The sequence below is a fragment of the Mycobacterium sp. ACS4331 genome, assembly GCF_001667265.1.
GTDB lineage: Bacteria > Actinomycetota > Actinomycetes > Mycobacteriales > Mycobacteriaceae > Mycobacterium.
On sequence record NZ_LZHW01000029.1, the window covers coordinates 40228 to 59179 of the forward strand.

Sequence of the window (18952 nt, forward strand, 5' to 3'; positions counted from 1 at the left end):
GACCGAAGGAGCAGTCATGCGCATTTTCGTCACCGGTGCCTCCGGGCACATCGGCTCGCTGGTGGTCCACGAGCTTCTCACCCACGGTCACCAGGTCACGGGCTTGGCGCGGTCAGACGCCTCGGCCGCGGCTCTGACCGCCGCGGGAGCCGCCGTGGTGCGCGGAACGCTCGACGACCTCGATGTGCTGGCCAGTGCCGCGGCCGAGGCCGACGGGGTCGCGCATCTGGCGTTCAAGCACGACTTCGGCGACTACGCGGCCGCGGCGGAGGCCGACCTGCGGGCCGTCGAGGCGATGGGCGCTGCGCTGGCGGGCAGCGGACGACCGTTCGTGACCACCTCGGGCACGGCGGTGCTGGCGCTCGGTGGTGCGGCGGGGGCGGGTTCGGCGGAGCCGAGCACCGAGGACACCCCGGTGGACCCGTCCGCCCCGCGGGCGGCGTCGGAGAACGCGACCCTGGCGCTGGCGCAGCGCGACGTGCGTGCCTCGATCATCCGGTTGGCGCCGACGGTGCACGGGCCCACCGACTTCCACGGCTTCATTCCGACCCTGATCGCGCACGCGCGAAAGACCGGGGCGGCCATCCACGTCGGTGACGGCGCCAACCGCTGGCCCGCGGTCGACAACCGCGACGCGGCGCGGCTGTTCCGCCTTGCGGTGGAGTCCGCGCCGGCCGGGACACGGCTGCACGGGGCCGCCGAGGAGGGCGTGCCGTTCCGGGCGATCGCGCAGGCCATCGGTGAACGTCTGGACGTCCCGGTGATCAGCGTCTCAGCTGAGGAGGCGATCGACCAGCTGGCATTCATCGGTGTGGTTGCGGCACTGGACAATCCGACCTCCAGCGCCACGACGCAGCGGCTGCTGGGCTGGCAGCCCGAACACCCCTCGCTGCTCGAGGACCTGGCGGCCGCGCACTACTTCGAGCAGTGAGTTATTCGGGCACCTCGCGCACGGCACCCTTGTCGGCCGACAACGCCATCGCGGCGTAGGCTCGCAGCGCGGGGGACACCACCCGTTCGCGGTCACGCGGCCGGTACCCGCCGTTGGCCTCCAACTCCGCACGGCGCCGGGCCAACTCGGCATCGTCGACGTCGACCACGATGGTGCGGTCCGGGATGTCGATCGTGATGAGGTCGCCGTCGCGCACCAGTGCGATGGTGCCGCCGGCGGCCGCCTCGGGGGACACGTGCCCGATGGACAGGCCCGACGTGCCGCCCGAGAACCGGCCGTCGGTGATCAGGGCGCACTGCGCGCCCAGGCCGCGGCCCTTCAAGAACGCTGTCGGATAGAGCATCTCCTGCATCCCGGGGCCGCCCTTGGGGCCCTCGTACCGGACCACGACCACATCGCCGGCCTTGACGCGCTTCGACAGGATCGCGTCCACGGCGTCCTCCTGGGACTCGACCACGACGGCCGGACCGGAGAACTTCCAGATGGACTCGTCCACGCCCGCGGTCTTGACGATGCACCCGTCCACCGACAGGTTGCCGCGCAGCACCGCCAGGCCGCCGTCCTCCGAGTAGGCGTGTTTGACGTCGCGGATGCAGCCCTGGGCGGCGTCGGTGTCGAGGCTGTCCCAGCGTTCCGACTGGGAGAAGGCCGACGCAGATCGCACACAGCCCGGGGCGGCGTGGAACAGCTCGACGGCCTCGTCGCTCGGCGAGCCGCCGCGAATATCCCACTCGCGCAGCCACTCCGCCATCGACCCGGAGTGCACGGTGTGCACGGTCTCGTGCAGGTGCCCGCCCCGCCACAGCTCACCGAGGATCGCGGGGATGCCACCGGCGCGGTGCACGTCCTCCATCAGGTAGTGGCCGTTGGGCGCCACCTTGCACAGGCAGGGGATCACCCGGCTGCGCTTCTCGATGTCCTCGAGCGTGTAGTCCAGTTCGGCCTCGCGCGCGGCGGCCAACAGGTGCAGCACGGTGTTGGTGGACCCGCCCATCGCGATGTCGAGCGCCATGGCGTTGTCGAAGGCGTCGCGCGTCGCGATCGCGCGCGGCAGCACGCTCGCGTCGTCCTGCTCGTAGTAGCGCCGGCACAGATCCATCACGGTGCTGCCCGCGTTCTCGTAGAGGGCGCGCCGCGCGGTGTGCGTGGCCAGGGTGGAGCCGTTGCCGGGCAATGCCAGCCCGAGCGCCTCGGTGAGGCAGTTCATCGAGTTGGCGGTGAACATGCCCGAACACGACCCGCAGGTCGGACACGCCGCCTCCTCGATGCGGTTGATGTCGTCGTCGGACACCTCGGAGTTGACCGCGTCGGCGATCGCCGTCACGAGGTTCAGGCGCGTGCGCACCGTGCCGTCGACCAGCACGGCCGTGCCACCCTCCATCGGGCCGCCGGAGACGAACACCGTCGGAATGTTGAGCCGCAGCGCGGCCATCAGCATGCCGGGAGTGATCTTGTCGCAGTTGGAGATGCACACCATGGCGTCGGCACAGTGCGCGTTGACCATGTACTCGACCGAGTCGGCGATCAGCTCACGGCTGGGCAGCGAGTAGAGCATGCCGCCGTGGCCCATCGCGATGCCGTCGTCGACGGCGATGGTGTTGAACTCGCGGGGGACACCGCCGGCGGCCGTGACGGCCTCGGAGACGATCCGGCCCACGGGCTGCAGATGTGTGTGGCCCGGCACGAACTCGGTGAAGCTGTTGACCACCGCGATGATCGGCTTGCCGATGTCGGCATTGGCCACACCCGCCGCACGCAGCAGCGACCGTGCTCCCGCCATGTTCCGACCGTGCGTGACCGTCCGCGACCTCAATTCAGGCATGCCGACCACTGTCCCAGCCGAGCCCGCCGTCGGGAAGTCGGCGCTGATACTAGTAGTGGCAGTAATACCCTGAGCGTGTGGACAAGCGGACGCAGCAGAGACTGGCACTCGGAGAGTTCCTTCGCGTGCGCCGCGAGGCCGCGCCGCGCGCCGAACTCGGGATGCCCGAGGTTCCGCGCCGGCGCACCAGTGGGCTGCGCCGGGAAGAGGTCGCCGTGCTCTCCGGCGTGAGCGTCACCTGGTACACCTGGCTCGAACAGGGCCGTGACATCAATCCGTCCCGACAGGTGCTCGACGCGGTGGCCCGCGCGCTGCGACTCTCGCCCGCCGAACACGACTACGTGCTGGCCCTCGGCGGCCATCGCGGGGCGGGGTCGAGCCACGCGGGCCAGGCCGGCGGACCGCCGCCGCCCCACATTCAGCGCTTCCTCGACGCGCTGCACGGGTATCCGGCCTTCGCGCTCGGCCCGGACTGGAGCATCGCGGCCTGGAACACCGCGTATGCCGCGCTGTACCCCAACATCGAGATCACCGCACCCGCCGACCGCAACCTGCTGTGGCTGGTGTTCATGGATCCGGCGATCCGGAAGCTGTTGCCGGACTGGGACATCGACAGCGGGCGCTTCCTCGCCGAGTTCCGTGCCGAAGCCGGGGCCCGCGTCGGCGAGCCGTCCTACACCGAGCTGATCGACCGACTCCTGTCGGCCAGCCCGCACTTCAGGGCCGGTTGGGAGGCGGGCAGTGTGGAGCGCTTCGCCTCCCGGGAGCGCCGGTTTTTCCACGAGGCCGTCGGGGAACTCCTGCTCGAGCACCATCAACTCGAACCCGCCGACGTACCGGAGATTGCGATCGTGGCCTACCTTCCCGTGCCCGGCAGCGGCGCCGCCGAACGCCTCGCGGAGTTGGTCGCACGCGCCCAAAGCGACTCCTGATGACCGACGGGTACGACGAGATCGACACGCACGTCCGCGTCTACGGCTCGCGGGTGCACAATCTGCGGGGTGTCGACGTCTCCGCGCCGCGCAACGCGTTCGTGGTGTTCACCGGGGTGTCGGGGTCGGGGAAGTCGTCGCTGGCCTTCGGCACCGTCTACGCCGAAGCTCAGCGCCGCTACTTCGAGTCCGTCGCCCCCTACGCCCGCAGGCTGCTGCTGCCCGACGACGCGCCCAAGGTGGACGACATCACCGGCCTGCCGCCGGCGGTGGCGCTGCAGCAGCGCCGCGGCACCGCGACCTCGCGGTCCACGGTCGGCACCGTCACCACGCTGTCGAACCTGCTGCGGATGCTGTTCTCCCGCGCGGGCACCTATCCGGCCGGCGCCACCGTGCGTCTGGACTCCGACGCGTTCTCGTCGAACACCAGCGTCGGTGCATGTCCCGAATGTCATGGGCTGGGCCGCATCCACCGGGTCACCGAGGACACCCTGGTGCCCGATCCGTCGCTGACCATCCGCGAGGGGGCCGTGGCGGCCTGGCCCGGCGCCTGGCAGGGGCAGAACCTGCGCGACATCCTCATCACACTCGGCTACGACATCGACAAACCGTGGCACAGACTGCCGAAACGGCAACGGAACTGGATCCTCTTCACCGACGAACAGCCCACCGTCGAGATCGACCCGTCCCAGCATCCGGTGACCGCCGACTACTACTACAACGGCACGTTCTCCAGCGCTGAACGCCACGTCCGGCACACGCTGGCCAACTCGCAGAGCGCGACCATGCGCCGCCGCGTGCTGCAGTACGTCGACAGCATCGACTGCCCCGAATGCCGCGGTTCCGGATTGCGACCGGAGGCGCTCGCGGTCACGTTCGCCGGCCACACGATCGCCGACATGGTCGCCATGCCGCTGACGGAACTGTCCGAGACCCTGGGCCCGACCGCCACCCGCACCGAGTTCGAGGCCGCCTACGAGTCGCTGGAGTCCGGCGAGCACACCGAGGTGGCCACCATGATCGCCGCAGACCTGGTGGCCCGGATCGGCGTGCTGATCGACCTGGGCCTGGGTTATCTGAGCCTGAACCGGCGCACGCCGTCGGTGTCCCCGGGTGAACTGCAGCGGCTTCGGCTCGCAACACAGTTGCGGGCCGGGTTGTTCGGCGTGCTCTACGTCCTTGACGAGCCGTCGGCGGGCCTGCATCCGGCCGACGCCGAACCGCTGCTGGCGGTCCTGGAGAAGCTCCGTCGCGCCGGTAACTCGCTGTTCGTGGTCGAACACGACATGGACGTGGTGCGCCGCGCGGACTGGGTCGTCGACGTCGGTCCCGGTGCCGGTGAACTGGGCGGTGAGGTGCTCTACAGCGGACCCGTGGCCGGCCTGGCCGCCGTGGAGGCGTCCGTCACCCGTCAGCACCTGTTCGCCCACGGCGCGGGGCGTGCACGGGCCCCGCGCAGGTCCACCGAAATGCTTCGGCTGCGCCACATCTCGTTCCACAACCTGCGCGACGTCAGCGTCGACCTGCCGTTGGGATCGTTCATCGCGGTCACCGGGGTCTCCGGTTCGGGCAAGTCGACACTGGTCTGCAAGGTGCTCGGCGACGTGGTGGCCAGGCATCTGGGCGGTCGCCCCGCCGAGGCCTCCGATGCCGACGCCGAACCCGACAGCGAACTGCTCGACATCGACACCGACGCCAGCGTGGGTGTGACGGTCGAGGGCGTCGAGACCATCAGCCGTCTGGTGGTCGTCGACCAGAAACCCATCGGGCGCACCCCGCGGTCGAATCTGGCCACCTACACCGGGATGTTCGACGCGGTGCGCAAGGCCTTCGCCGACACTTCCGCGGCGCGTCGGAGGGGTTGGAGCGCAGGGCGATTCTCGTTCAACGTCGCCGAGGGTCGCTGTGAGACCTGTGCGGGTGAGGGATTCGTCGCCGTCGAGCTGTTGTTCCTGCCCGGGACCTACGCGACCTGCCCGGCCTGTGCCGGTGCCCGGTACTCCGAGGAGACACTGACGGTGCGTTATCGCGACCACACGATCGCCGACGTGCTCGCCATGACGGTCGAGGAGGCACATGAGTTCCTGGCCGACATCCCCAGCGCGGCAAGGAGTCTGACGACGCTGCGCGAGGTGGGCCTGGGGTATCTGCGTCTCGGGCAACCCGCCACCGAGCTCTCCGGCGGCGAGGCGCAGCGCATCAAGCTGGCCACCGAACTGCAGCGGGCCCGTCGCGGGCACACCCTCTACGTGCTCGACGAACCGACCACCGGACTGCATCCGGCCGATGTGGAGCAGCTGGAACGTCAACTGCATCGCCTCGTCGACGCCGGAAACACCGTCGTGGTGGCCGAACACGATATGGGCGTGGTGGCCGGGGCCGATCTGGTGATCGACCTCGGCCCGGGAGGTGGCGATGCCGGCGGCCGGGTGGTGGCCACCGGCACGCCGGGGGAGGTGGCCGCAGCCGAGGGGAGCCGCACTGCCCCCTACCTGGCTGCGAGCCTGGGGGGTCAGGCGTAGCCGAGCGCGGTGTTCTCGGCGCGGATTCGGACGTTGAGCACCAGTGCGTTGGCGATCGTGAAGACGATCGCGGTCAGCCATGCCGAGTGCACCAACGGCAGTGCTAGCACCTCCGCGGTGACGGCGGTGTAGTTGGGATGGTGCAGGAAGCGGTACGGACCGCGGTGCACCAGTGGCGCATTCGGGATCACGATGAGCCGCGGATTCCAGTGCCTGCCCAACGTGGCGACACACCACCAGCGCAGGATCGTGCTCGCCGCGACCACCGCCACCATCGGCCAGCCCAGCCACGGCATGAAGGGCCGGTGGGCCACCGCGACCTCCAGCACGCAGGACAGGAGCAGCAGCGTGTGCATGGCCACCATCACCGGATAGTGACCCTGCCCGAACTCGCGCCCGCCCTGGGCGAACGACCAGCGGCTGTTGCGCCGTGAGACCGCCAGTTCGACCAGTCGTTCCATTCCGATGGCCAGGATGAACAGGTAGTAGACCATGTCGCCCCCCTACCAGCTCAGCAGCAGCAGTTCGAAGCTGAACCCGGGCCCCATCGCCAACATGACCCCGAGGCTGCCCGGGGCCGGCGGGTCGGCGATGGTGCGGCGCAGCACGTCGAGCACCGAGGCCGACGAGATGTTGCCGTTCTCCCGCATGGACTCCGTGCTGTGCGCCAGGGCGTCCAGCGGCAGTCCGACCGCCGAGGCGATCGAGTCGATCACCTTGGGGCCGCCGGGATGACACACCCACGTCGAGATGTCGTCGGTGGTCAGCCCGTGCTCGGCCAGGAAGCTGTCCACCTCCGCGCCGAGGAACTTGTCGGCCATCTTCGGGACGTCGCGTGACATCACGAGCTGGAATCCGGAGGAACTGACGTTCCAGCCCATGACGTCCACGGTGTCGGGGAACAGCCGGCTTCGCGTGGCCAGCACGCGGGGATCGGCATGAACCCCCGGGTGCGACGGCACGCGGTCGGCGCCGGTGCCGACCACCGCGGCGGCACCGTCCCCGAACAGGCACACCCCGATGAGCGCGGGAATCGAGGTGTCGTCGCGCTGCAGGGTCAGTGAGCACAGTTCCACCGACAGCAGCAGGGCCACGTGATCGGGGTAGCCGCGCAGGTAGTCGTGCATCCGGGACATCCCGGCCGCGCCGGCCACACAGCCGAGCCCGAACAGCGGGATGCGTTTGACGTCGGGTCGCAGGCCGACTCGGGACGCCACCCTCGCGTCGATGGTCGGGACGGCCACCCCGGTGCTCGACACCGTGATGATGGCGTCGACCTCGTCGGCCCCGAGATGGGCGGCCTCCAGTGCCGAGCGGATGGCCTGTTCGCCGAGGTCGGTGGCGACTTCGAGGTAGGCGGTGTTGGCCTCGGTGAATCCGGACAGCTTCGGATAGCGGTTCAACGGCAGCGCCAGACTGCGGGTGTCGACCCCGGCGGTCTGTGCGAACCGCATGAACTCCGGGCCGCCCATCGTGGTGAGTTCCTGGGCGACCTCGGCCTGGTCGTACCGGTTCGGCGTGAACGCCACCGCGGTGCCCGCGATGCGGGGTGCGCCACTGCGGTGGTGGGTGATCGGATCGGTCAGGGGGAAATGCGTGGTATCGGTCATAACGCTCAAAAGTACGGATAAATCGAGCCATTTCCAGTGCTGGAAGGCGTGACAAAGTCCATTGTGAAAATGTGCGGCCAGCGGAATAAAAGATCTTCCTGTGTATCTGTGAACTTCCTGGTCAGAACGGATCCAAAGGCCGAGATAAAGCCATTCCTGATGAACAATTCTGTGGCGATTCCCGAGCATTGGCTGTGCATCCGCTGGGCATGGAACCGGTGGAGGAATCGGGGCGATTATACGAATGGCGTGCGTCTCAGACTGGGAATTCGATGCCGGCTGCCTGCCGATCGGCTGACAGCCGACCGTGAAGAGTCACGGGGACGAAGAACCCCGTGAACGGGACGGGGAAGAAGAAGAGATGAAGAGAGTGTCCGAGGGGGGACTTGAACCCCCACGCCCGTTAATAGGGCACTAGCACCTCAAGCTAGCGCGTCTGCCATTCCGCCACTCGGACCTGCTCGCCGCACCCCGTCTCCGCGGTGGGGCAGCTAAGGCTAACGGATCATGCCGCGTTGGCCCAAACCCGCACGCCGCGGGCGCGACGCGCGCTGGTAGTAATGGGAACTGTGACCCACTCCGTGCGCGCCGTCGACGAGGTGGTCGGCCTTGTCAGCAGCCTGATCCGGTTCGACACCTCCAACACGGGGGAGCTCGAAACCACCAAGGGCGAGGCCGATTGCGCGCGGTGGGTGATGGCCCAGCTCGAGGAGGTCGGGTACTCCTGCGAGTACGTCGAATCGGGGGCGCCGGGCCGGGCCAACGTGTTCGCGCGGCTTGCGGGCGCCGATCGTGAGCGCGGTGCGCTGCTGGTGCACGGGCACCTCGACGTCGTGCCCGCTGAAGCCGCCGACTGGAGCGTGCACCCGTTCTCGGGTGCGGTCGAGGGCGGTTACGTCTGGGGCCGTGGCGCGATCGACATGAAGAACATGGTCGGGATGATGATCGCGGTCGCCCGGCACTTCAAACGCGCCGGGATCGTGCCGTCCCGCGACATCGTGTTCGCCTTCGTCGCCGACGAGGAGGCCGGCGGGAAGTACGGCTGCCGTTGGCTGGTGGAGAATCGGGCGGATCTCTTCGAGGGCGTCACCGAGGCGATCGGTGAGGTCGGCGGCTACTCGTTGACCGTCCCGCGCCGCGACGGCGGTGAGCGCAGGCTGTATCTGATCGAGACCGCCGAGAAGGGCATGCTGTGGATGCGGCTGACGGCGCGGGCGCGGGCCGGGCACGGGTCGATGGTGCACCAGGACAACGCCGTCACCGTGCTGGCCGAGGCCGTGGCGAAACTCGGGCGGCACCGCTTCCCGATCGTCCTGAGCCCCGCGGTCGAGGAGTTTCTGACCGCGGTCGCCGAGGAGACCGGCTACAGCTTCGATCCCGATTCGCCCGACATCGACGGTGCCATCGCCAAACTGGGGTCGATCTCCCGGATCATCGGCGCCACCCTGCGGGACACCGCCAACCCGACCATGCTCAAGGCCGGCTACAAGGCCAACGTCATTCCCGCGACCGCCGAGGCGGTGTTCGACTGCCGTGTGCTGCCGGGCCGGCAGGCCGCCTTCGAGCGGGAGGTCGACGAGATCATCGGCCCCGACGTGACGCGCGAGTGGATCACCGAACTGCCCTCGTATGAGACCAGTTTCGACGGTGACCTGGTGGACGCCATGAACGCCGCGCTGCTGGCCGTCGACCCCGAGGCGCGCACCGTGCCGTACATGCTGTCGGCCGGTACGGACGCAAAGCACTTCGCGCGCTTGGGAATCCGCTGCTTCGGCTTCATTCCGCTGCGGCTGCCACCCGAACTCGACTTCACCGCGCTGTTCCACGGTGTCGACGAGCGGGTGCCCGTCGAGTCCCTCGAGTTCGGCGCGCAGGTTCTCGAGCACTTCCTGACCCACTGCTAGACCGATCGCACCTCCTCCCGAAAGGAACACCAGCATGGCCTTCGACTACAACCCCTACGACTTCCTGCCGAAGCTGCCCAGCTTCACGCTCACCTCGACGTCGTTCTCCGACGGCCAACCGTGGGGCAACGACCAGGTCAGCGGCCTGATGGGGGCCGGGGGATCCGACATCTCCCCGCAGCTCAGCTGGTCGGGCTTCCCCGAGGAGACCCGCAGCTTCGCCGTCACGGTCTACGACCCTGATGCCCCGACCGGATCGGGCTTCTGGCACTGGGCGGTGGCCAACCTGCCCGGGACGGTCACCGAACTGCCCGCCGGCATCGGCGACGGCAGCGAACTGCCCGGTGATGCCCTGACCCTGGCCAACGATGCGGGCCTGCGCCGCTTCGTGGGTGCGGCCCCGCCGGCCGGCCACGGATTCCACCGCTACTTCGTCGCGGTGCACGCGCTGCAGGTCGAGAAGCTCGAGATCGACGAGTCGGCGACGCCTGCCTACCTCGGCTTCAACCTGTTCATGAACGCGATCGCGCGCGCCGTCATCCACGGCACCTACGAACAGAAATAACTCGCACCCCCCTTCTCTTTCCCGCGAGCGCCCGTGTCTGTACGCGACCCGCCGAGGTTCTGCGTACAAACCCGGGCGCTCGCCAGTTCAGGGGACCAACGGGGTGACGCGGGAGTCAAATCAACGCCGGCCCAGTGCGTTCCGTTCACACCGTCGCCACTGGGGCGCATGACCAGGACGCCGAGCGGCCGCCTTTGTACGTTGGGGGCGGCGTGTTTTGTACAAACACGGGCGCTCGCCGGGGTGGGGCGATACCGTAGCCGAGATGGTTGCTCAGGCACTGCGTGAACGTCGGCTGGCGGTGATTCGCGAGCATATGGAGACCGAGGTCTCCAAGGAGTTCGACCGCACGCTGGCGACCTTCGACGGCCATCCGCGCTACGAGATCATGCCCACCGGGCAGGTCTTCGACGGTGCGGACGCCGTCATGGACTACTACCGGACGACGCGCACCGCGTTCCCCGACCAGCGCCATGAGAATGCGCGCTTCCACGTGGCCGACGACACGGTGATCGTCGAATTCGACCTGCTGGGAACCAATCTGGGGGAGTTCTACGGGTTGCCCCCGACCGGGAAGTCATTCCGTGTGCCGGTCATCGCGGTGTTCTTCTTCGAGGGGGAGGGGATCATCAACGAGCGCGTCTACTTCGATTCGGCCAGCCTGGTCACCCAGATCGGCCGTGCCGAACTGCTGGCATCCACGGGCGGGGACGGCGCGGCGTGAAGGTCCATCACCTCAACTGCGGCACCATGCACGCCCCCGGCGCCATGTTCGTGTGCCATGTGCTCCTGGTCGAGACCGACGCCGGTCTGGTCCTGGTCGACACCGGGTACGGCCTGCTCGACTGCGCGGATCCGCGACGCATCGGTCCGTTGCGGCATCTGCTTCGTCCGGCGCTGCGTGTCGAGGAGACCGCGGCCCACCAGATCGAACAGCTGGGGTTCCACCGCGAGGACGTGCGCCACATCGTCACGACGCATTTCGACTTCGACCACATCGGTGGACTCGCCGACTTCCCCCATGCGCAGGTGCACGTGACGGCCGCCGAAGCGCGGGGCGCGGTGTCGGCGCCCTCGTGGTCCGAGCGGATCCGGTACCGCAGCTGCCAGTGGTCGCATGATCCGAAGCTCGTCGAACACTGCCCCGACGGCGAAGCCTGGCGTGGATTCGCCGCGGCCCGCGAACTGACCGACATCGCACCCGGCATCGTCTTGATCTCGTTGCCCGGCCACACCCGCGGGCACGCGTGTGTCGCGGTCGATGCGGGCGAGCGGTGGATCCTGCACTGCGGCGACGCCTTCTACCTTCGGGGCGTCATCGACGGGCGGACTCCCGTGCCCAGGACCGTGACGGTCTCGGCGATGGCAAGCGCATTCAACTACCGCCAGATGCGGGCCAATCAGGAGCGCCTGGCCGAACTGCATCAGCGCGGTGAACCCGATCTGCTGATGGTCAGCGCGCATGATCCGGTCCTGCTGACCCGCGCGCAGCGTGGCCCTCAGTCCGACAGCCAGCCCCAGTCCGAAAGCTAAGAGGCCGACCCCACGGCGTCGCTCAGCGAGGCGAAGCCGCCGGCGTGCAACCGCGCCGCGATGCCGTCGTGAATGTTCTTGGCCCACATGCCGCCGCCGTAGATGAAGCCGGTGTAGCCCTGCAGCAGCGTCGCGCCCGCGGTGATGCGCTCCCAGGCGTCGTCGGCGGTCTCGATGCCGCCCACGCTGATCAGCACCAGCTTGTCGCCCACCCGGCCATACAGTCGGCGCAGGATCTCCAAAGACCGGTGTGCGACCGGTGGGCCTGAGACTCCGCCCGCGCCCAGCGCGGCGACGCCCGGGGTGCGCAGACCGTCCCGCGAGATCGTGGTGTTGGTCGCGACGATGCCGGCCAGCCCCAATTCGACTGCCAGATCAGCGATGTCGTCGACATCGGAGTCGGACAGATCGGGCGCGATCTTCACCAGCACGGGCGTCGTCGTCTCGTCGAGCACCGCGGCCAGGATGGGCCGCAGCGACTCGACGGCCTGCAGATCACGCAGGCCCGGTGTGTTGGGCGAACTGACGTTCACCACCACGTAGCTGGCCAGCGGCCCCAGAAGCCGTGCGCTGGTGCGGTAGTCGTCGACCGCCTGTTCGGGGGGCGTGACCTTGGTCTTGCCGATGTTCACACCGATCGGGATGTCCGGTTGGTGCCGGGCCAACTGCAGGGCGAGTTCCCCGGCGCCTCGGTTGTTGAAGCCCATCCGGTTGAGCAGTCCGCGATCCTCGGGCAGCCGGAACAGCCGCGGCGCGGGATTGCCGGGCTGGGCGGCCGCGGTGACGGTGCCCACCTCGGCGTAGCCGAATCCCAGGGCGCCCCAGACGTTCAGTCCGTGCCCGTCCTTGTCGAATCCGGCGGCCAGTCCCAGCGGGCCGGGAAACCGCACGCCGAAGACCGTGCTGGCCAGGATCGGGTCGCTGGGGGCCAGCCGTGCGCGCAGTCGTCGGCGGGCCGGGCCCGGGGCCGTGGCGGCACGCAGGGCCGTGAACGCGACGGTGTGGATCCGCTCGGCGGGAATGAGGAACAGTCCGCGTCGCAGCGTGTTGTACATCAAAGCTCCGGTAGGTCGCCCGCGTACGGATTGAGCACACGGGATTTCTTGCGTCGCAGCAGAACCCGCCGCGATCCGTCGGTGTAGAGCCGCACCTTGGTCAACTCCCAGCCGCGGTACTCCGCCTCGATGGACAGCCGGGTGGACGCCGTCAGCCGCGTGACATCCGGGGGCAGTCGCAGCGGAATCCACTCGTACTCGTCGGACAGGTCATGATCCCAGCCGAGAGGCATCCGGCTGCGCGAGGCCCGCGCACCGCCCCCCGTGCTCATCGGGTACCTGACGCCCGCGCGATGATCTGCACTCCCGCACCCGAACCCGACACCACGTACAGGGTGTCGGTGCCGGCGTCGTAGCCGAGGCTGTTCGGTTGCTGCACGGTGGGGTGACGCACCTTCTCCACGGGAATTCCAGTGGACAGATCGTAACCAATCACCGTGTTGGACGCGGTCTGTGACACCCAGGAGAGCCCATCCGAACCCGCGAGGCCGTACGGTGCCGCCGACACCGGGAACCGCTGACGCATAATCAGCGGTTCGGCGCTGAACACCAGCAGCTCGTCGCCGCGAGTGTCGGTCACCAGCACGCGACCCGCGTCGTCGACGACCATCGTGGTGGCGCCCTCACCGGCGCGCAGCGACTGCGCGGCGTTGCCCTCGGCGTCCATCGCGGTGACCGAGGTCTGCCCGCGGTCCAGCACCAGGGTCGTATCGTCGCTGCTGGCAAGGGAATCCACGCGGGCGAAGATCTTCGAGCGGTGGCTGACGGCGACGGGACTGCGTGCGGCATCAGCGTCGGCCAGAATCGCCACCGCGCCGTCGGCTGTTCCCAGAACGACTCGTCCGTCGGCGCGCCGCGTGATCGCGGTGAAGTCGGTGTCCGCCTCGCCGGTCACGTCGACGCGGGTCGTGTTGCCGGAGTCGAGCTCAACCAGCAGGTACCCGCCCCGGGTCGACAGATACGCCCGGCCCGTCCCGTCGGTGGTCGCCGCGGTGGCCGCGGCAGGCAGGCCCACGGTGCGCGCGGCGCCCCCGGCTGCGGGCATCACCACAAGGCTTGCGGGGTCCCCGGGACGCGCGCCTGACACCAGCACCACCAGCGCCGCCGCCCCGGCGTCGAACGTCGCGGCGGTCGGCGTACCAGTCAGGGGACGGACGACTCCGGCCGGCGGGGTCAGCGCGGGCGGCGACACCGCGGGCGTGGCGGCCGGGATCGTCGGCGGCGTCGAGTCGACGACGTCCGAGGAGCACGCCGTGCCACCGACGAGCAGCAGCGCGGCGCTCGCGGCGGCCAGCGTGTGGCGCACCCACCGGGGGGACTGGAGAGCATTCACTGTCTGAGACTGTATCGGGGAGGGTCAGCCGGGCCCGCCGAGCCTGGCGGTATCGTCGGCCCATGACATTGGCCGACGACCGCACCGCCGCGGGGGCCGACCTGGTCTTCGAGGACATCTCGACCGGAATCCATGCCAGTGGATTCGGTTCGCTGCCGGACGGACGAACCTTCGCGTTCAGCGTCGTCGACCGTCAACATCTGGTCGTCGAGGTGTACCGGCGCACGATGGTGGGCCCGGTGCCGGACGCCGACGACGTCGTGGCCACCGCGGTCCGCGGTTGCCGCGACATCGACCTCGACGACGAACGCAGCCTCACCGCCTCGGTGCGCGACGCGATCGCCACCGCGGCACCGGGATCTCGGCTGCCCACCGTGGGCTGACGCGCCAACCACGGTACGGTCGTCGGCGTGGATGTGGCGGCGATGTCCTGGCTGCAGGTCGTGGTGCTGTCCGTGGTGCAGGGGCTGACGGAGTTTCTCCCGATCTCCTCGTCGGGTCACCTGGCGATCACCTCGCGACTGTTCTTCTCCGATGACGCCGGTGCGTCGTTCACCGCGGTGTCGCAGCTGGGCACCGAGGCGGCGGTCCTGGTGTACTTCGCCAAGGACATCGTCCGGATCGTCCGCGCGTGGTTCGCGGGCCTGTTCGACCGCGAGCGCCGCGACGTCGACTACCGCATGGGGTGGTTCGTCATCATCGGCACGATCCCGATCTGCGTGCTGGGTCTGCTGTTCAAGGATGTGATCCGGTCGGGGGCCCGCAACCTGTGGATCGTCGCGACCGCGCTGATTGTGTTCGCCGTCGTGATAGCCGCGGCGGAGTATTTCGGCAGGCAGACCAGGCACGCCGAGCAGTTGACGTTCCGGGATGCCGTCATCGTCGGCTTCGCGCAGTGTCTGGCGCTGATCCCGGGGGTGTCCCGGTCCGGGGCGACCATCAGCGCCGGGCTGTTCTTGGGCGTCGACCGCGAACTGGCGGCGCGGTTCGGGTTCCTGTTGGCGATTCCGGCCGTGCTCGCCTCGGGACTGTTCTCCCTGCCGGATGCGTTCGAACCGGTCAAAGAGGGCATGAGCGCAACCGGCCCGCAGCTGCTGGTGTCGGTCGTGATCGCGTTCGCCGTCGGGCTGGCCGCGATCGCGTGGTTGCTGCGATTCCTGGTCCGGCACAGCATGTACTGGTTCGTCGGGTACCGCATCGCGCTCGGCGTGATCGTGATGATCCTGTTGGGGACGGGAGTGATGAGCGCAACATGACGGTGATCCTGGTTCGGCACGGCCGGTCCACCTCCAACACCGCCCACACGCTGGCGGGACGGTCCGCGGGCGTCGACCTCGACGACAAGGGCCGCGCGCAGGCGCAGGAGCTTGTCGACAGGCTGGCCGGGCTGCCGATCAAGGCGTTGGTGCGCTCACCGCTGCTGCGCTGCGAGCGGACACTGGAGCCGCTGGCCGCCGCCCTGGGCCTGACACCCGTGGTCGACGAGCGCATCGTCGAGGTCGACTACGGCTCCTGGACCGGGCGGCCGCTGGGCGAGCTGTTCAAGGAACCGCTGTGGTCGGTGGTGCAGCAGCAGCCCAGCGCGGCGATCTTCCCCGACGGCGAGGGGCTGGCCGACGTACAGGCGCGCGCGGTCGCCGCGGTGCGCGAACACGACCGCAGGCTGGCCGAGCAGAACGACGGCGCCGACGTGCTGTGGGTCGCATGCAGCCACGGTGACGTGATCAAGGCCATCGTCGCCGATGCGCTGGGCCTGCACCTCGACGGGTTTCAGCGGATCACCGCCGATCCCGCCTCATGCAGCGTCATCAGGTACACCGCGATGCGGCCCTTCGTCGTCCACGTCAATCACACCGGTCCCGCGCTGGCCAGTGCACTGAGCGCGCCACCCACCCCCGACCACGACGGGTCCGCGCCATCGGCGGGTGACGCCGTCGTCGGCGGATCGACGGACTGAAACCACCGGCGGCTCGGCGGCCGTCTCCGGTTTCCCGGTATTTTGGAGGGGCCATGGCCCGCGCAATTCATGTCTTCCGCACGCCCGACCGCTTCGTGGCCGGGACCGTCGGCCAGCCCGGAAACCGGACCTTCTACCTGCAGGCCGTGCACGACTCCCGCGTGGTGTCGGTGGTGCTGGAGAAGCAGCAGGTGGCCGTGCTCGCCGAGCGCATCGGCGCTCTCCTGGTCGAGGTGAACCGCAGGTTCGGCACCCCGCTGCCGCCCGAGACCGCCGATGTCGAGGATCTCAACCCGCTGATCACCCCCGTGGACGCGGAGTTCCGCGTCGGCACCATGGGGCTGGGCTGGGACTCCGAGGCCCAAACCGTGGTGGTCGAACTGCTCGCGGTGTCCGACACCGAGTTCGACGCCTCCGTCGTGCTCGACGACGCCGAGGACGGCCCGGACGCGGTGCGGGTCTTCCTGACGCCCGAGTCGGCCCGGCAGTTCGCCAACCGGTCGAACCGGGTCATCTCGGCGGGACGCCCGCCGTGTCCGCTGTGCGAGGAGCCCCTGGATCCCGAAGGGCACATCTGCGTGCGCACCAACGGCTACCTGCGCACCGAGGTGTTCGGTTCCGACGATGATGCCGCGGAATGACGCCGTGCGATGACGCCGCTTCGGCGCAGCGGGTCCTGCGCAGCGGCGAACTGACGGTGCTGGGCCGGATCCGCTCGGCCAGCAACGCCACGTTCCTGTGCGAGGCCGAACTCGACTCCGTCACCGTGCACTGCGTGTACAAGCCGGTCGCGGGCGAGCAGCCGCTGTGGGACTTCCCAGACGGGACACTGGCCGGCCGCGAGTACGCCACACACCTGGTCTCGGCGGCACTGGGTTGGGACATCGTGCCGCTCACCATCATTCGCGACGGCCCCGCGGGGTCCGGCATGGTGCAGCGCTGGATCGACCAACCCGACCCCGACGCCGCGCTCGGGCCGGATCTGGTCGACCTGTGCCCGGCCGGCACCGTGCCCGGCGGTTATCTGCCGGTCCTGCGCGCCTACGACTACGCCGGCGACGAGGTCATGCTCATCCACGCCGACGATCCGCGGCTGGTGCGGATGGCGGTTTTCGACATCCTGGTCAACAACGCCGACCGCAAGGGCGGGCACATCCTGCACGGCGTCGACGGCGGTGTGTACGGCGTGGATCACGGGCTGTGCCTGCACCAGGAGGACAAACTGCGCACCGTGCTGTGGGGGTGGGCGGGCAAACCCGTCGACGACGAACTGCTCGGCGCCGTGGTCAGCCTGCTCGACACCCTCGACGGTGAGTTCGGCGACCGGCTCGCCGAACACGTGACCCGCACCGAAGTCCGCGCCCTCGCCCGACGGGCCCAGGCGCTGCTGGACGACCCCGTGATGCCCAGCCCCGACCGGCGCCGGCCGATTCCCTGGCCCGCGTTCTAGGGAGCAGGCTGCCAGGTCAGGATGCCGCCGTCGGCCTTGAGCGACAGGTGCAGCCGGTCGTCCTGGAACAGATACCCCGCGACATTCTCCAGTGCGGTGGCGACCTCCTGGTCCAGCGAGGGCTGCGGGCACAGCATCATCGTGGTGGCGATCGGGCCGAAGGTGACCGACCCGGAGACACCGTCCGCGCTCGGCTCGACCGTGTAGCTGCCGTTGCCGCGGTTGCAGTCGAGCTGGAAGACGGCCCGGTCGTCGGTGCCGAATTCGACGGTGAACTTGGCGGGGTCCGGGACCTCGGTGCTGCCCTGTTCGTCGTCGGAGGACTCGATCGTCACGAGCTGCCATGAGGTGCCGGCCAGGGTGCGCTCCTCGTGGGCCGCCGAACAGCCCGCCAGGATCGCGGCCACAGAGAGGAAGACTGCGGCGACGCGGCGCGTTGTACGCATGTGCCGAATTTAGCGTCAGTCACAGGTCTCTCCCAGCCCCACCCCATGTCCGCCGAGCACATCGCGGATACTGGCACAGTGAGCGCGGCCGCGGACAGCACGGATCAGAGCGATGCCGCACTGGCCGCTGACCTGGCTGTCGAGGCCGGAAAGCTGCTCGTGGCGATGCGCGACGAGGTCGGCTACGACTACCCCTGGATGCTGGGCGACGAGGGGGATGCGCGAGCGAATCGACTGCTCCTTGAGCGGCTGGCCGCACACCGTCCCGATGACGCGGTGCTCTCCGAGGAGTCGCCCGACAACCTGGCCCGGCTGAACTCGGACCGGGTCTGGATCATCGACCCCGTCGACGGCACGCATGAGTACGCGACGCCCTACCGCAAGGACTGGGCGGTGCACATCGCCCTGTGGCAGCGCATCGGCGGACCCGACGGCAGCATCACCGATGCCGCGGTGTCGCTGCCCGCCCGCGGCGAGGTGTACCGCTCCGACACCGTGACCGCGGGGTCCCGGCGGGACCCGAACGCCCCCCTCCGCATCACCGCGAGCGCCAACCGGCCGCCGCGGGTCCTGTACCGCATGGCTGAGGCGCTCGACTTCGAACTCGTGCGGATCGGTTCGGCCGGCGCCAAGGCGATGGCCGTGGTGCGCGGTGACGTCGATGCCTACATCCACGCCGGCGGGCAGTGGGAGTGGGACTCGGCCGCCCCCGCGGGGGTGGTGCTGGCAGCCGGGATGCACGCCTCTCGGCTCGACGGCTCCCCGATGATCTACAACCGGCCCGATCCGTATCTGCCGGACCTGCTGATGTGTCGCGCGGAACTCGCCGACGTGCTGCTCGAGGCGATCCGGTCGGCCAGTTGATGACGCA

Annotated in this window: 20 protein-coding genes and 1 tRNA gene; 13 read left to right on the top strand and 8 right to left on the bottom strand. The window is 69.2% G+C overall.

What is annotated here, in order from left to right; translation table 11 throughout:
• Positions 1-16 precede the first annotated feature (16 nt).
• Entirely contained in the window at positions 17-931 is a 915-nt protein-coding gene (locus A5727_RS07835; RefSeq protein WP_068247348.1) for an SDR family oxidoreductase, read from the top strand.
• Position 932: 1 nt separating this feature from the next.
• Here the strand turns inward: A5727_RS07835 and ilvD are convergent, their stop codons facing one another.
• Positions 933-2774 carry a dihydroxy-acid dehydratase gene (ilvD, locus tag A5727_RS07840; RefSeq protein ID WP_068247219.1) on the bottom strand — a complete coding sequence of 614 codons (1842 nt, stop codon included), beginning with the start codon at positions 2772-2774 and terminating at the stop codon, positions 933-935.
• A 77-nt stretch (positions 2775-2851) separates the two neighbouring features.
• Between ilvD and A5727_RS07845 the strand changes: the two genes are divergently transcribed.
• Together A5727_RS07845 and A5727_RS07850 are read left to right on the top strand one after the other, a co-directional pair.
• Positions 2852-3706: a helix-turn-helix transcriptional regulator gene (locus A5727_RS07845; protein ID WP_068247222.1), complete on the top strand. Its 855-nt coding sequence runs from the start codon at positions 2852-2854 to the stop codon at positions 3704-3706.
• Positions 3706-6228, top strand: a complete 2523-nt coding sequence (locus A5727_RS07850) for an excinuclease ABC subunit UvrA (RefSeq protein WP_068247225.1) — start codon at positions 3706-3708, stop codon at positions 6226-6228. The genes A5727_RS07845 and A5727_RS07850 overlap by 1 nt, the downstream gene beginning before the upstream one ends.
• Here the strand turns inward: A5727_RS07850 and A5727_RS07855 are convergent.
• The 3 genes from A5727_RS07855 to A5727_RS07865 all read right to left on the bottom strand — a co-directional run bounded on the left by A5727_RS07855 (position 6219) and on the right by A5727_RS07865 (position 8295).
• Complete coding sequence (locus A5727_RS07855; RefSeq protein ID WP_068247227.1) at positions 6219-6722, bottom strand: isoprenylcysteine carboxyl methyltransferase family protein; 504 nt, start codon at positions 6720-6722, stop codon at positions 6219-6221. The genes A5727_RS07850 and A5727_RS07855 overlap by 10 nt on opposite strands.
• 9 nt (positions 6723-6731) lie before the next feature.
• Positions 6732-7838: a type III polyketide synthase gene (locus A5727_RS07860; protein ID WP_082949666.1), complete on the bottom strand. Its 1107-nt coding sequence runs from the start codon at positions 7836-7838 to the stop codon at positions 6732-6734.
• A 371-nt stretch (positions 7839-8209) separates the two neighbouring features.
• Positions 8210-8295, bottom strand: a tRNA-Leu gene (locus A5727_RS07865).
• A gap of 103 nt (positions 8296-8398) precedes the next feature.
• Between A5727_RS07865 and A5727_RS07870 the strand changes: the two genes are divergently transcribed.
• The 4 genes from A5727_RS07870 (at position 8399) to A5727_RS07885 (ending at position 11840) form a co-directional block, all read left to right on the top strand.
• The gene (locus A5727_RS07870) at positions 8399-9742 is read left to right on the top strand and encodes a M20/M25/M40 family metallo-hydrolase (RefSeq protein ID WP_068247230.1); all 1344 of its coding nucleotides are present in this window, start codon (positions 8399-8401) and stop codon (positions 9740-9742) included.
• 34 nt (positions 9743-9776) lie between these two features.
• Positions 9777-10307 carry a YbhB/YbcL family Raf kinase inhibitor-like protein gene (locus A5727_RS07875; RefSeq protein WP_068247233.1) on the top strand — a complete coding sequence of 177 codons (531 nt, stop codon included), beginning with the start codon at positions 9777-9779 and terminating at the stop codon, positions 10305-10307.
• A gap of 265 nt (positions 10308-10572) precedes the next feature.
• On the top strand, positions 10573-11031 hold the full coding sequence (locus A5727_RS07880; RefSeq protein WP_068247236.1) for an ester cyclase: 459 nt from the start codon (positions 10573-10575) through the stop codon (positions 11029-11031).
• On the top strand, positions 11028-11840 hold the full coding sequence (locus A5727_RS07885) for an MBL fold metallo-hydrolase (protein ID WP_068247238.1): 813 nt from the start codon (positions 11028-11030) through the stop codon (positions 11838-11840). Before A5727_RS07880 ends, A5727_RS07885 begins: the two co-directional genes overlap by 4 nt.
• On the opposite strand, the gene A5727_RS07890 is transcribed toward A5727_RS07885, so the two are convergent.
• From A5727_RS07890 to A5727_RS07900, 3 genes are read right to left on the bottom strand one after another with little or no spacing between them, the layout of a single operon-like run.
• Positions 11837-12895, bottom strand: a complete 1059-nt coding sequence (locus tag A5727_RS07890; RefSeq protein WP_068247241.1) for a quinone-dependent dihydroorotate dehydrogenase — start codon at positions 12893-12895, stop codon at positions 11837-11839. The genes A5727_RS07885 and A5727_RS07890 overlap by 4 nt on opposite strands.
• Positions 12895-13167 (bottom strand): DUF5703 family protein, encoded by a 273-nt coding sequence (locus A5727_RS07895; RefSeq protein WP_068247245.1) that lies wholly within the window; start codon positions 13165-13167, stop codon positions 12895-12897. The genes A5727_RS07890 and A5727_RS07895 overlap by 1 nt, the downstream gene beginning before the upstream one ends.
• Positions 13164-14228 (bottom strand): YncE family protein, encoded by a 1065-nt coding sequence (locus A5727_RS07900; RefSeq protein WP_231991989.1) that lies wholly within the window; start codon positions 14226-14228, stop codon positions 13164-13166. The genes A5727_RS07895 and A5727_RS07900 overlap by 4 nt, the downstream gene beginning before the upstream one ends.
• 62 nt (positions 14229-14290) lie before the next feature.
• Here A5727_RS07900 and A5727_RS07905 point away from each other — a divergent pair, with 62 nt between their 5' ends.
• Genes A5727_RS07905 through A5727_RS07925 form a run of 5 tightly spaced genes read left to right on the top strand, consistent with a single transcriptional unit; the run spans position 14291 to position 17635 of the window.
• Complete coding sequence (locus A5727_RS07905) at positions 14291-14611, top strand: hypothetical protein (protein ID WP_068247250.1); 321 nt, start codon at positions 14291-14293, stop codon at positions 14609-14611.
• Between the two features lie 42 nt (positions 14612-14653).
• Positions 14654-15484 (top strand): undecaprenyl-diphosphate phosphatase, encoded by an 831-nt coding sequence (locus tag A5727_RS07910; RefSeq protein WP_068247352.1) that lies wholly within the window; start codon positions 14654-14656, stop codon positions 15482-15484.
• The gene (locus tag A5727_RS07915) at positions 15481-16185 is read left to right on the top strand and encodes a histidine phosphatase family protein (protein ID WP_068247253.1); all 705 of its coding nucleotides are present in this window, start codon (positions 15481-15483) and stop codon (positions 16183-16185) included. Before A5727_RS07910 ends, A5727_RS07915 begins: the two co-directional genes overlap by 4 nt.
• A gap of 53 nt (positions 16186-16238) precedes the next feature.
• Positions 16239-16826 carry a DUF3090 domain-containing protein gene (locus A5727_RS07920; protein ID WP_068247255.1) on the top strand — a complete coding sequence of 196 codons (588 nt, stop codon included), beginning with the start codon at positions 16239-16241 and terminating at the stop codon, positions 16824-16826.
• Positions 16823-17635: an SCO1664 family protein gene (locus A5727_RS07925; protein WP_068247258.1), complete on the top strand. Its 813-nt coding sequence runs from the start codon at positions 16823-16825 to the stop codon at positions 17633-17635. The genes A5727_RS07920 and A5727_RS07925 overlap by 4 nt, the downstream gene beginning before the upstream one ends.
• On the opposite strand, the gene A5727_RS07930 is transcribed toward A5727_RS07925, so the two are convergent.
• The gene (locus tag A5727_RS07930) at positions 17632-18081 is read right to left on the bottom strand and encodes an META domain-containing protein (protein WP_082949667.1); all 450 of its coding nucleotides are present in this window, start codon (positions 18079-18081) and stop codon (positions 17632-17634) included. The genes A5727_RS07925 and A5727_RS07930 overlap by 4 nt on opposite strands.
• A gap of 78 nt (positions 18082-18159) precedes the next feature.
• On the opposite strand from A5727_RS07930, the gene A5727_RS07935 reads away from it, so the two are divergent.
• Positions 18160-18945: a 3'(2'),5'-bisphosphate nucleotidase CysQ gene (locus A5727_RS07935; RefSeq protein WP_068247355.1), complete on the top strand. Its 786-nt coding sequence runs from the start codon at positions 18160-18162 to the stop codon at positions 18943-18945.
• Positions 18946-18952: the final 7 nt, after the last annotated feature.